This window comes from Moritella sp. 24 (genome assembly GCF_018219155.1).
Classification (GTDB): domain Bacteria; phylum Pseudomonadota; class Gammaproteobacteria; order Enterobacterales; family Moritellaceae; genus Moritella.
Genome location: NZ_CP056123.1, coordinates 3,062,860 through 3,075,635, shown reverse-complemented (window position 1 = coordinate 3,075,635; position 12,776 = coordinate 3,062,860). Strand labels below are relative to the sequence as shown.

10 protein-coding genes and 1 riboswitch are annotated in these 12,776 nt (G+C 40.7%); of the genes, 4 read left to right on the top strand and 6 right to left on the bottom strand.

All coding sequences use genetic code 11. The features are described from left to right. Positions 1-84: 84 nt before the first annotated feature. From HWV00_RS13695 to HWV00_RS13685, 3 genes are all read right to left on the bottom strand, one after another. Complete coding sequence (locus tag HWV00_RS13695) at positions 85-1,638, bottom strand: ABC transporter substrate-binding protein (protein WP_211682117.1); 1,554 nt, start codon at positions 1,636-1,638, stop codon at positions 85-87. A 76-nt stretch (positions 1,639-1,714) separates the two neighbouring features. Continuing rightward, entirely contained in the window at positions 1,715-3,427 is a 1,713-nt protein-coding gene (locus HWV00_RS13690) for an ABC transporter ATP-binding protein (protein WP_211682115.1), read from the bottom strand. Between the two features lie 270 nt (positions 3,428-3,697). Next, on the bottom strand, positions 3,698-4,576 hold the full coding sequence (locus HWV00_RS13685) for a LysR family transcriptional regulator (protein ID WP_211682113.1): 879 nt from the start codon (positions 4,574-4,576) through the stop codon (positions 3,698-3,700). A gap of 217 nt (positions 4,577-4,793) precedes the next feature. Between HWV00_RS13685 and HWV00_RS13680 the strand changes: the two genes are divergently transcribed. Next, positions 4,794-6,194: an MATE family efflux transporter gene (locus HWV00_RS13680; RefSeq protein ID WP_211682111.1), complete on the top strand. Its 1,401-nt coding sequence runs from the start codon at positions 4,794-4,796 to the stop codon at positions 6,192-6,194. Here the strand turns inward: HWV00_RS13680 and HWV00_RS13675 are convergent. Then, positions 6,172-7,170, bottom strand: a complete 999-nt coding sequence (locus tag HWV00_RS13675) for a ribonuclease Z (protein ID WP_211682109.1) — start codon at positions 7,168-7,170, stop codon at positions 6,172-6,174. The genes HWV00_RS13680 and HWV00_RS13675 overlap by 23 nt on opposite strands. Positions 7,171-7,215: 45 nt before the next feature. Continuing rightward, positions 7,216-8,130 carry a LysR family transcriptional regulator gene (locus HWV00_RS13670; RefSeq protein ID WP_211682107.1) on the bottom strand — a complete coding sequence of 305 codons (915 nt, stop codon included), beginning with the start codon at positions 8,128-8,130 and terminating at the stop codon, positions 7,216-7,218. A gap of 108 nt (positions 8,131-8,238) precedes the next feature. On the opposite strand from HWV00_RS13670, the gene HWV00_RS13665 reads away from it, so the two are divergent. Both HWV00_RS13665 and HWV00_RS13660 read left to right on the top strand, forming a co-directional pair. Continuing rightward, positions 8,239-9,402, top strand: a complete 1,164-nt coding sequence (locus HWV00_RS13665; RefSeq protein WP_211682104.1) for a DSD1 family PLP-dependent enzyme — start codon at positions 8,239-8,241, stop codon at positions 9,400-9,402. Between the two features lie 97 nt (positions 9,403-9,499). Further along, positions 9,500-10,462 (top strand): ornithine cyclodeaminase family protein, encoded by a 963-nt coding sequence (locus HWV00_RS13660; RefSeq protein ID WP_211682102.1) that lies wholly within the window; start codon positions 9,500-9,502, stop codon positions 10,460-10,462. 91 nt (positions 10,463-10,553) lie between these two features. Here HWV00_RS13660 and add read toward each other — a convergent pair whose 3' ends face one another. Next, entirely contained in the window at positions 10,554-11,549 is a 996-nt protein-coding gene (add, locus tag HWV00_RS13655) for an adenosine deaminase (RefSeq protein ID WP_211682100.1), read from the bottom strand. Between the two features lie 28 nt (positions 11,550-11,577). After that, positions 11,578-11,677: riboswitch (purine riboswitch) on the bottom strand. Positions 11,678-12,009: 332 nt separating this feature from the next. On the opposite strand from add, the gene HWV00_RS13650 reads away from it, so the two are divergent. Beyond that, positions 12,010-12,693 (top strand): flagellar brake protein, encoded by a 684-nt coding sequence (locus HWV00_RS13650; protein WP_211682098.1) that lies wholly within the window; start codon positions 12,010-12,012, stop codon positions 12,691-12,693. Positions 12,694-12,776: the final 83 nt, after the last annotated feature.

The following is a 12,776-nucleotide window of genomic DNA, read 5'->3' as shown; positions in this document are numbered from 1 at the left end:
TTTTATCGTTTAATCTAATAAAAACACCGCATAGTAAGAGTATTAAATACCCTAAATATTAGTAGTTTGTTTAGCTATAAAAGCTTATTTAACTACTAGGTCACCGAAGTACGGGAAGTTTAGTGCGTTTACAATCGGCTCAATTTGTAGCGTCGATTTTGCGCCCCAAGCTAGATCTTGCCAATGTAGAGGCACGAAAGCAGCTTCGTCATACAGGATGTTTTCAACACGTTGCAGCATCACACCACGTTTTTCTGGGTTTGTTTCTGCGTTTGCGCTGTTAACTAGGCTATCAACTTCAGCATTTGAATATTGACCACAGTTGTAAGCACCACGACCAGTTTCAGCATCTTTAGTCATTGTTAAGAATTCAGAGAAGTTAGCTGAATCTTCAGTATCTGAATGCCAACCAATCATCATCATGTCTGCAGAACAAAGATCAAACTCAGGCCAGTATTGTGCTTTTGGCATTGTTTTTAGATCTACTTTGATACCGATTTTAGAAAGCATAGCAGCAGTTGCTTGTGCGATCTTAGCATCGTTAACATAACGGTTGTTTGGTGCCATCATTGAAAGTTTAAAGCCATTTTCATAGCCAGCTTCTTTCATTAACTGTTTTGCTTTTTTCAAGTCATAACGTGGCACTAGATCTGCATCATAACCAGCGTAACCAGCAGGACCTTGTTGACCAGCTGTTGTACCGAAGCCTTTCATGATCTTCTTCACAATACCTTGGTTATTGATTGCATGTACGATCGCTTGACGTACGCGCACATCTTTAAGCGCAGGGTTGCTGTTTTGGTTCATTTGGAACGTGATAATACGCGTACCAGATACAGTTACTAGATCAATGTTTTTCGATTTTTTAACACGTTTTTGATCGTTTGGTGCAACTGGGTGGATCATGTCAACGTCACCAGAAAGTAGAGCAGCAACACGTGTCGCATCTTCTTTAATTGGCACAAGCGTTAGCTTGTCAACGTTACCTGGAGATGTCTTATCCCAGTAGCCGTCGAAACGTTCGAATACAACTTTTACACCTTGCTCACGAGAAGCAATAGTGAAAGGACCTGTACCAGATACGTTTGTTGAAGCGTATGAGCTACCGTGTTTAACGATTGCTGATTTGTCTTTACCGTTTGCCGATTTACCAGAGTAGAACTTCTTATCCATAGGGAAGATATAAGTTGCTGTCTGTAGTACTAGCGGATACGGTTCTGAAGATACGATTTCTACTGTGTAGTCATCAACCTTCGTCATTTTTTCGTATGGAGAGAAAATGTTTTTGTAATCAACTGATAATTTTAGACGGTCGAATGTCCAAACAACGTCATCAGCAGTTAGTTGGTTACCAGAATGGAATTTTACGCCTTTACGTAGGTGAAAACGGAAAGTTGTGTCATTCACACGTTCCCATTTTTCAGCAATTCGGCCTTCAAAATCGAAATCTTTGGTAAAACGAACCAGCGGATCAAACAGCATGTGCGACATCTGTAATGTACCACCAGATAGTTGCTCATGCGGGTCAAGCGATACCGGATCTGCATCATATGCAACTGTAATGTCTGCTGCTGCAGCGCTAAAGCTTAGGCCTGCGGCCATTAGGGCAATGGCTAGTTTGGTCTTTAAGGTTTTCATTTGCATAACTCCTTCATGCAGGGACGTTACTCCCGTATGTGTTGTGTTTATTGTTATTATTTAGTTGTTTTTTCGTTTAGCTTGCTAACTTGCTACGTAGGCCTTTAAATTCAGGCATAAGTGAAACAAGATGTTTACTGTAGTCATGTTGTGGGTTCGTAAATAATTCTTCTGTTGGTGCTACTTCAAGTAACTGACCTTTTTGCATTACACCAACACGGTCACTGACCTGACGAATAACCGGTAAATCATGACTAATAAACAACATAGTTAGATTGAGTTCGTCTTGTAAATCTTTAAGCAGGTTAAGAATTTGTGCTTGTACCGATACGTCCAGTGCGGATGTTGGTTCATCACAAATTAATAAACGTGGACGAGTTGCAAGTGCACGTGCAATGGAAATACGTTGACGTTGACCACCTGAGAATTCGTGCGGGTATTTAACTCCAGCCATTTTACCCAGTCCAACATGATCAAGTAGATCGTGTACGATTTGACGGATTTCTGCTTCAGACGATGCCAGTTTATGGAAACGAATAGGCTCTGAAATGATGTCAAAAATTTTCATTCTTGGGTTCATCGATGTATATGGATTCTGGAATACCATTTGCATTTGACGACGAATAGGGCGACGTTCTTTTTCAGATTTTATTGCGGTTAAATCGATGCCTTCAAAGGTGATATTACCTTCGTTAGGTGCATAAAGACCGGCAATAACACGTGCAATCGTTGATTTACCTGAACCTGATTCACCCACAAGACCAAACGTTTCACCTTCTTTAATATCGAAGCTTACTTTGTTTGATGCTTGTACGTACTCACGCTTGCTTTCAAAGAATGAGTCTTTTGTTACGAAGCGAAGGCTTACATCGTTAACTGTCAGTAGTGGACCTGTGTATTCACGTTGATCTTCACTTTGGCCTAGCCAGTGATTTTTAATATCGATGTGCTTCATTTCTTCGGCTTCTTCGATATAACTCACCAATGGGAAACGATCTAACTTGATATCAGAGCGTGGCACGGCAGAGATCAGACAGCGCGTATAATCATGCTCAGGATCACTTAATACTTCTTTCGTTGGGCCAAATTCAACAAGATCACCACGGTACATAACCGCAATTTTATCTGTAACGTTTGATACCACACCCATATCATGAGTAACGAGCATACAGCCTACGTTTTTCTTGATACAAAGTTCACGGATCAGCGTTAGAATTTGGTCTTGAATTGATACATCAAGTGCCGTTGTTGGTTCATCGGCAATGATTAAGTCAGGTTCACAAGACAGGGCGATTGCGATAACCACACGCTGTCTCATACCGCCAGAAAACTGATGCGGATATTGTTTAATACGTAATTCAGGTTCTGGGATACCCACTTGTTCCATCAAGCTAAGTGAACGGCTAACCGCTTCTGCTTTGCTCACATCAAGATTAGCAAGAATAGTTTCTACCATTTGCTGTTCGATGGTGAATAACGGATTTAGTGATGTCATTGGATCTTGGAAGATAAATCCGATTTTAGAGCCACGTACAGAACGCATCTCTTCAGCTGTTAAACCTGATATTTTTTCACCTTCGAGGAAAACGTCACCGCTTGCGATTAGACCCGGTGGGCTTAATAGATCAATAATGGCATTACCCACAGTTGATTTACCTGCACCAGATTCGCCAACTACACCAACGATTTCACCGCGTTCGATAGAGAAAGACAATGATTTCACTGCTGCGTGAACACCATGTCGAGATGGATATTCGATGCGAAGATTTTTTACTTCTAATAAAGACATTACCAGACCCTTATAACTCGATGATTCCCCATCCAGTCTGAAAAATTGATTCCATTCATTATCAGCAGTAGATGTCACTGATATGTTACGTGGCTATTAATCTGACAAATAAACTGTGATAAAGCAACATAAAAGGTATAAAAATCTAGATTCCGTAAAAAAATTGCACTAAAACGCAGGTTTTCACTAGTTTTTTTAGATTTATCAAAAATAGTTAAGCGAAGAATTATAGACTTTTTACGTAAAATTAACTAAAAAGTAATAAATTTACTATTTTTTAACGTCATGGTTTAGCGCTTGGTAGATCCAATTAATGACGGGACCATTGGCTTGATCTCGACGTTTTACAATCCCCATTTCGATGAGTAGAGGGTCGGTAATATGGATCGTGGATAATTCGACTAAAGCATCTTTATACCAATGCACATTAGCAACATGTTCTGGTACTAACGCCCAACCAATACCACGAATAACGAGTTCGGTAATGTAGTAGTAACTGTCAATATGCCAATGATTTGGTGAGATAGCTTTGGCTTGTGTCATCCCCATTCGATCGCGAATGACCAATTCTCTAAATTGATTCAGTTGTTCTATTTTTGGCTCCGGGATCTTAGCGAGAGGGTGTTCGGGGGCGACGATTAAAGACTGGGTAAATTTACCAATAGACATAAACTCAAGTGAGTCTAATAGCGCTTTTAAGTGGAATAAGATGCCAATATCCGCTTTTTTCTCATCAACCCATTTCGCTATATCTGCTTGTGAACCACTGATAATGTTGATTTTTAATAGCGGGAATTGCTTGGCGATATCTTCAAATAGATGCTGGAACATCATAATCGGTGCAGCTTCGTCCATGGCAATCGTTAAACAGATTTCTTCGCCACCCGATACTGTTAATGCACGAGATTGCAGGCGTTGACATTGTTGGAGTACTGCTTCTGCTTCGGCAAACATATCTTCACCTGCCAGTGTCAGTACTGGTAATCGTGCACTGCGGTCAAATAAGGTTATATTGAGATCGGTTTCTAAATTCGCGATAGCAGTACTGACTCTTGATTGTGCTTTGCCTAAATGGCGGGCAGCAGCAGAAAATGAGCCGAGTTTGACTGCGGTAACAAATGCTTCTAATTGATCAACAGTCCAATTCATTTTATTTCCTCGCTTTATTTGATGACTATTCGGTGGCATATAATCGTCGGAGATGACGCTCTATAAAATACGTTAGGATTAACGCTGGCCTGAAAGTATTCATTATAACTATCCATTATAACTATCCGAAAAACGGATGGATGCTAACTTTCATCAATACTAAAAACAAGCATAATGCACCAAAACATAACGAAGTTAATAGAAAGAAGAGGTTTTTGTGAGTGCATCGCCAGTACAAGTAGGATCACTAGATCATCAGGGGAATGGACTAGCATCGGATACCGAGATCCGACGTTCATTTTGGCGTTACGCACTTCCGTCGATTGCTGCGATGCTTGTCAGCGGTCTGTATCAAATAATAGACGGCATTTTTGTTGGTCACTATGTTGGCGTCGATGGGCTAGCAGGGATAAATATGGCGTGGCCTGTCACGTTTGTGATCTCTGGTTTTGGCTTAATGCTTGGTATGGGCGGTGGAAGTTTAATATCGTTAAAGCGTGGAGAAGGGGATAACACTGCCGCACTGAAAGCTTTTAATGTTAGCTTTTTCTTAATGATTGTATTGGCTTTATTTGCAACCTTTGGCTTGTCATTGTGGGGCGCTGATTTGTTACGTGCTCAAGGTGGCGATGGTGTGACGTTTAGCTTAGGGTTAGATTACGTCACTATTTTTGCTAATGCGACAATTGTAACGATTATGTCTGCGGCAATTCCCATGCTGATTCGTAATGATGAAAGTCCGAATGTTGCGACAGGGCTAATGATCTTGGGCGCGTTATTAAATATTGTGCTGGACTATGTGTTCATTGGTTTGTGGCAATGGCAGCTTGAAGGTGCTGCATTGGCGACCATCATTGCGCAACTGATCGTCTGCATTATTGGTATTCTTTATTTTTTATCAAAGCGATCCACTTTGGGATTCAATCGACAGATTATTATGATTGATCCGCGCATGGCGGCCAGCATTGTGAGTTTAGGATCGTCATCGCTAGTGATGTACGTATACACCAGTTTTGTATTTGCACTGCATAACCGTTTATTTATGGAATACGGTACATCGGTGACAGTGGGGGCATTTGCGATTGTGGGTTACATCATGACGATGTATTACTTGGTCGCAGAAGGTATTGCAGAAGGTATGCAGCCACCGGTGAGCTATTACTATGGTTCGAAACAGTATGAAAATATCAAGAAAATGCTGCTATTGTCGATAAAAGTAACCGTTATTGCAGGTATTGGCTTTATCGCTATTCTAAATATAATGCCTAACCTCATCATTGGGATGTTTACAAGTGATAGCGGTGGACTGATGGTTGAAGCTAAAAACGGAATTCAGTTACACCTGTTTGCGATGTTCTTGGATGGTATTATTGTGCTGGCATCGGTGTACTTTATGGCGATAGGCAAAGGGGCTAAAGCATTGTCTATTTCGATCGGTAATATGCTTATTCAGTTGCCGTTTTTGTACTTCTTACCACAGTGGTTAGGGGTTGATGGGATCTGGCTTGCGCTACCACTCTCTAACATTGCATTGTTTAGCATTGTTGCGCCTATGGTATGGCATGACATAAAACAGCGTGAGCAGCAGCCTGAGTTTAACGTTTGTTCGTCGACTTAGTTAAAATGCTTTGTTTATCTAATACACCTTGTTTATTTAATATAAAGCAGTCTAAATCCTTGGCAAGAAAGAGGTTATTGTTATAAACAGCACGTGCTTCATTTTCGATATCCACAATCGAAGGGCTGCTGTTTATGGCATTTTGATAGCGTGGACTAAAGTGAGTTAAAACGAGATTGTCGATGTTCATATCGTGAGCAAACTGAGCGGTCATTTTCGCGCTACAGTGTTGTGGACCTTTGCCGACTTTGATCGCAATATCTTCCGTATAGGTTGCCTCATGCACTAATACGTTTGCAGTCTTAACTAATTCAGTCAGTAATGATGGATCGTCATTGTCACCGGAAATGATGATCTGTCGAGGGGCTTTTATTGGTAACAGATAATCTTGCGCATAAACAGTACGTCCATCATTCAGTTGAATATCCAACCCTTGCTGTAACTCGCCCCAAAGCGCACCACGGCAGATATTATCTCGTGTTAATTTATCAGTATCGAGTTTATTGCTTAATCGGTTTTCACTAAAGCGATAAGCAAAAGAAGGTACGCGGTGAGAGAGTTCAACCGATGTGACATCAAACTCAATAGCTAAGTCGTCCAGTGTGGTGTTTGATTCATCGATACACTTGTATTTTAACTCATAAGTTAAATTGAGATGGGTAGCAGTTTGCATCACTTCAATGAAGGTTTTAATACCTGATGGACCGATGATCCAAAGTGGATCGACTCTCCCTTGCATGGCTGCACTGGCGAGTAATCCAGGCAAACCGTAGCAATGATCCCCATGAACATGGGTAATGAAGATCGCCTGTAATCGCGCTAAAGACAGTTTGGTCTGTAAAATTTGCTGCTGAGTTCCTTCGCCACAATCAACTAAGCACCATTTTTTGGCATTTTCTCGACGTATCGCTAAACCTGATACGTTACGAGCTTTGGTTGGCATTCCTGCTGATGTACCTAAAAATACAATTTCCATAATGTGCTACTTTTGTGTTGGTTGTGTGGTCATTATCTCAAATGACTATTTTTTTAGCCAAGGCTGCTGTGCAAAACGATCTTTGAGTAGTTGTAAAAAATGCGATGTTCTTGCCGAGCGAGAGCGTGAATCAGTGCCTAATAGGGCAACAATATCTGCGTTTGGCAAGGTGTAATGAGGTAATAAACGTACCAATGTACCACTATTTAATTCGGGTTGTACATCCCACTCAGAACGCATGATGATCCCGTTTCCTGCAATCGCCCAATTTTTAACAACGCTGCCTTCATTACAGGTTAAAGTTGGTGTAATACGAACGGATGTTTGTTCTTCATTGTCGTTATGGGTGAAGCGCCACAACGTCACATCTTCGCTGTTTTCACGTAGTGCAATACAGGTATGGTTTTTTAAGTCTCGCGGTGACGTAGGTGCTCCGTATTTTGCTAAATAATCAGGCGAAGCACAAAGAAAACGTTGGTTTGATGCAAGTGTCGCTAGCTTTAATGTGGAGTCCCGTAACTCACCGATATAGACAATAATGTCCCATTTATGGCTTTCTGCCCAACTTGGATTATCCGATAGTTCGAGTTCGACAGTTAAGTTTGTATGCTGTTGTTGAAATTCTCCTACCAAAGGCGCGATGTAATCATTGCCAAATCCCAATGGTGCTAATACTTTTAATGTGCCATTGATCAGGTTTCTTTTGTTGTCCATTAAGGCATGCAACTGGTCAATGTCATCAAGAATAGTTTGGGCTTTGTTTTGTAGCAAACAACCTTCTTCTGTCAGGCTTATTCCACGGGCTTGTCGCTGTACTAATTTCACATTTAGTTTTGCTTCAATAGCTTGTAATCGCTGGGTGACAGTGGGTGGTGTGACATTTAACTTACGTGCAGCGGCACTTAACGAAGCTTGTGTTGATATGGTATAAAAAAAACGGAGATCTTCACTGGTTAGCATTAAGTTCAAACCTAATATAGAAGTTAGTAATCATTAATTTTATTCTAAACGCTGCTATTGCACAATGCTCTCATTCATTAATCATGAACCGAAATATGAGGGCAGACGATGTCTACTAATTTGCAAACAACCGAACCTGATTTAACTGCGATAGATACACCTTTTTTGTTAGTGGATAAGACTAAGTTTGATCGTAATGTTACGGCGCTTAAAGTGAAACTATCGCCCTTTAATGTCGAACTCAGGCCACATTTAAAAACGGTTAAATCAATTGCCGGTGCTAGGCATGTATTAGACGACTTTAATTCACCTGCGACGGTGTCAACGGTGAAAGAAGCTGAGGCATTTGCAGAGGCTGGTTATACCAATCTTATTTATGCTGTCGGTATTGCACCGCAAAAATTACCGCGTATTCAAGCGCTATTAGCTAAAGGCATTGATATTAGTGTTTTGCTTGATAGTGTCGCACAGGCAAAAGGGGTAGTGGCATTTTGTCAGGCACAAAACATGACAATCCCTACATTGTTGGAAATTGATTGTGATGGTCATCGCGGTGGGATCCAACCTGATGATACGCGATTAATTGAAATTGCGACGATCTTGCATCAAGGCGGCGCTGAATTGCGGGGCGTATTAACACATGCTGGTGAGTCTTACGACTGTGTGAGTAAGGGGGAATTGGTTGCTGCCGCTGAGGCGGAGCGCTATGCAGCGGTGATTGCGGCAGAGCAATTAATTGCAGGTGGTTTACCTTGTCCTGTGGTGAGTGTCGGTTCGACGCCAACCGCACATTTTGCTGAGAATCTCGATGGGGTAACAGAAGTCAGAGCGGGTGTGTATACCTTTTTTGATTTGGTGATGGCAGGGATTGGTGTGTGTAAGCCAAGCGATATCGCATTATCGGTTGTAACCAGTGTGATTGGTCATAATGAAGAGAAAAATTGGTTATTTATCGATGCGGGTTGGATGTCATTATCGCAAGATCGCGGTACGCAATCACAGCGTAAAGACTGTGGTTATGGACTTGTTTGCGATAGTAAAGGTGACGTTATTCCCGGGTTACAAGTCATCGGAGCTAACCAAGAACACGGTATTATTGCAGCGGTTGATGACTCGATTGATAGCAGTCAGTTAGCTGAGATAGTTGTCGGTACGCAGTTACGTATTCTCCCCAATCATGCTTGCGCGACTGCAGCCATGCATGTGGGTTATTACGTAGCAGATCCAGAGCAGGTTGAACTTGATTATTGGGCTCGAATTCAAGGCTGGTAATCATACTATCCAAAATATATAAATACTACTCTGAATAGACTGTAGCTGGTTATTTGATGTAACGAGCATGAATAAATTAATGGAAGATTAAAACAGTATGAAATACATAAGTGAAGCATTATCGAGTCAATTGATTAGTCATGAACTGGCGTTTAACGCGGTATCCGCTGCGTTTATTGCGGCAAGTGAACAAGCGAAGTTATTTCCTGTTGTGATCGCAGAAGGGCATACTGAAAATAGTATTTTTTCGCTTAAATCAGCCAACACTGCAGAACTCGTCGGTTGGAAGGCGGGAAGTTATTGGCCGGGTAATACCGCGAAAAATATCCCTTGTCATGCCTCGACGATTTTTTTGCTAGATCAAGAGACTGGACGCTTGGATGCTGTGATTGAAGGCAGTACTGTTAATGCTTACCGAACAGCCGCAGCGGATGCGGTTGCAGTATCGGTATTGGCACGTGAAGATGCGAGTTGCTTGGCTATTTTTGGCACGGGTCATCAGGCATTTTATGAATGCGTTTCAGTTTGTCGAGTGCGTGATATCCGCAGTGTACTGGTGGTTGGCCGTAATAATGATAAAGCACAGGCTATGGTTGAGAAACTAGCGGGTGTCGGCATCGATGCTAAAGTCTCTAGAGCTGAAGAAGCCTGTCGTGCTGCGGATATTATTATTACAGCGACGACTGCACGTGAAGCACTGTTTTCTGCTGAATGGGTGCAAGCGGGCACACATATTTCGGCAATGGGAGTTGATACCAAGGGTAAGCAAGAATTACCCCCTGCCTTGTTTGAACATGCTGATTTATATTGTGATTTTTCAACACAGTCAGTTGTCATTGGTGAGTTTCAACATGCGAATAAAGACGCTATTACAGGCAAGTTAACTATTACAGGTAAGTTAACTATGATTGGCGAGGTATTGTCTGGGCGTATGAAAGGACGTAGAAATAACGCGGATATTACTATTTTTGATAGCTCGGGCATTGCGGTTCAAGATCTGTTTATTGGGCAGTATCTGTTGAATGCTGCACTGGATGCTGGGCATGTTATTGAATGTTAAGTATGAACGAATGAATAGTAGGTATTAAAAAGGCGGGTTTGATACCCGCCTTACTCATAACTGAATTATGACTTCATCGCATTGAAATAATCTATTCCGTAAACGTCGATAAATGTTGTTTTACAGCATCAGATGCGAACGCATGTTCAATACTGATTTTGTAAATATTGAAGTAGTCTTCACGGCTTAAGCTAAACTCTTCCATTACTTTACGTACTTCATCTGTCATCGTTGTGTTTGACACAGTACGGTTATCAGTATTGATTGTGATCTGAAGGTTGTCTTGATAAAAAGCTTTAACAGGGTGGTTTGCTAAATCTTCAACTGCTTTAGTCTGTATATTACTGCTTGGGCATGTTTCTAATGCGATATTGTTTGTTTTAACAAGATCATATGCAGCTTCATGGCCAGTAATGTGAATACCATGACCCACACGCTCAGCACCTAATAGTGATACCGCATCAAATACGTTTTGACCAACACCTTGTTCACCTGCATGAATGGTTACACGGTAACCTTTTTCAACTGCATATTCAGCGTAAGGTACAAACTTTTCACAAAAACCAGGCAGTTCTGCGCCAGCTAAATCGAATGCAACAATACCATTATTTAAATGCTTTTCTGCTGTATCTAATACTTCTTTGATTCTATCTGTCGGCATGTGACGCAGAATAGATAAGATGTAGTTACCTTTGATATCGTACAACGATTCCGCACGTTTCATACCCGCTACAACGCTATCAAATACTTGTTCAAGTGTCAGACCCTGCTCTAAATGCAGTAAAGGGCCAAAACGTACTTCTAGATATTTAACATTTTCTTTTGCTGCGTCTTCAAACACTTCAAACGAGATTCGTTCGATCCCTTCTGCTGTTTGCATCACTGATAACGGTAAGTCAAAACGTTGTAGATATTCACCAAGGTTTGGACATGTTTCAGGTGCGATCATCAATGTTCTGATCTCATCTATGTCGGTAGTTGGTAGGGTAATGTTTTGCTCGCGCGCAAGATCTAAGATTGTTTCAGGGCGAACACTACCGTCGAGATGGCAATGTAGGTCAATCTTCGGCAAGTTAAAGTAATTCATGAGTCTCTACCTTTATATGTTTTTTAGGTTTTAAAGTTACAGACTTCATAATCAAGAGTTTAAGGATCTTGGTAGAAACTCCCAAACCATATTATTGGGATTATACGAAGTAATTTAGCGAGGTAGTTTAGCAGCCTGATTTAAACTCTGCAATTAGCTTGGTTAACTCTCTTGAAAAATACTGTAACAATAAAATTGTAGCTTTATCATGCCTTCTTCGATAGAAATAAGGCTGCTTCAGGTATCTATCATTCTCATTTGTTCGCTATATATTTTTATATATTTATTCGTATTTTTAATAGCCGTGAAGATGTCATAAGTAGGGGGGATTTAATTTGTGCGATACCTCTCAATAATACCGTTCATTCCGATGTTTCGTAGTAGATGGTAGTATTAATTTTGAAAAAATGATGTTCAAGGTTATGATTTATTAACATTTAATTCTATAAAATGGTAAGACATGAAAGTAGCTAAATTTGAAGCCGATATGGATGCGCTTCAATTAATGTATGTTGATATGCGATTGGTTATTGAAGTTTCTCTCCCTAATAATAAAAAGTTGAAAACTACTTCTCGTTTAATCGGTTATAAAAAAGATGATTTTATTCTCATTGACTACCCAGCTGGCTTAGATTCTGGATTTGGAAACCCATTTTTAGAAAATGCTAATATTATTGTTCGGGCAATTACGGATAGCGGATTTAGAGATATTATCGCGTTTAAAACCAAAATTAGCGCTATGATCACTCGTCCGGCAAAAATGATTTCGCTTGATATGCCAGAAAACATAGTCACTCATAAAATCCGCGAAACACCTAGACTTGGAACTGAATATACTGTCGATATTGCATGTAATGGCAAGCTGTACCCGGCTAAAATGGTCGATTTTTCTATATCGGGTTGTGGTTTAGCACTTGAAAATCAGGATGTGAATATACTTAAGGACAGCAACATAACAATAAACTTATCTGCCTCAAACTCAATTAAAGCCGTTCTTGGCGGTCAGGTTGTCAGTGTTCACATTGATTCAGGCGCAGTAAAAGTTGGGGTTAAATTCAATCAAAGTCAGCTTGAGCTGACAAAAGATATTTACCACAGTATCATCATTGAAATGAGCATGAATGAAGCTCTGTCATCAAAATGACGGACGAAATGAGTGGTGTACTAAAGCTTAATGACACCAGTAATTGCTGATTCCTTTTTTTAAGGCTATGTCTCATAAGTAAA

Coding starts and splice junctions, on each gene's coding strand:
- add (WP_211682100.1), bottom strand. CDS start 11,549: ATGAATTACTTTAACTTGCCGAAGATTGACCTACATTGCCATCTCGAC.
- HWV00_RS13695 (WP_211682117.1), bottom strand. CDS start 1,638: ATGAAAACCTTAAAGACCAAACTAGCCATTGCCCTAATGGCCGCAGGC.
- HWV00_RS13650 (WP_211682098.1), top strand. CDS start 12,010: ATGAAAGTAGCTAAATTTGAAGCCGATATGGATGCGCTTCAATTAATG.
- HWV00_RS13690 (WP_211682115.1), bottom strand. CDS start 3,427: ATGTCTTTATTAGAAGTAAAAAATCTTCGCATCGAATATCCATCTCGA.
- HWV00_RS13660 (WP_211682102.1), top strand. CDS start 9,500: ATGAAATACATAAGTGAAGCATTATCGAGTCAATTGATTAGTCATGAA.
- HWV00_RS13665 (WP_211682104.1), top strand. CDS start 8,239: ATGTCTACTAATTTGCAAACAACCGAACCTGATTTAACTGCGATAGAT.
- HWV00_RS13675 (WP_211682109.1), bottom strand. CDS start 7,170: ATGGAAATTGTATTTTTAGGTACATCAGCAGGAATGCCAACCAAAGCT.
- HWV00_RS13670 (WP_211682107.1), bottom strand. CDS start 8,130: ATGCTAACCAGTGAAGATCTCCGTTTTTTTTATACCATATCAACACAA.
- HWV00_RS13685 (WP_211682113.1), bottom strand. CDS start 4,576: ATGAATTGGACTGTTGATCAATTAGAAGCATTTGTTACCGCAGTCAAA.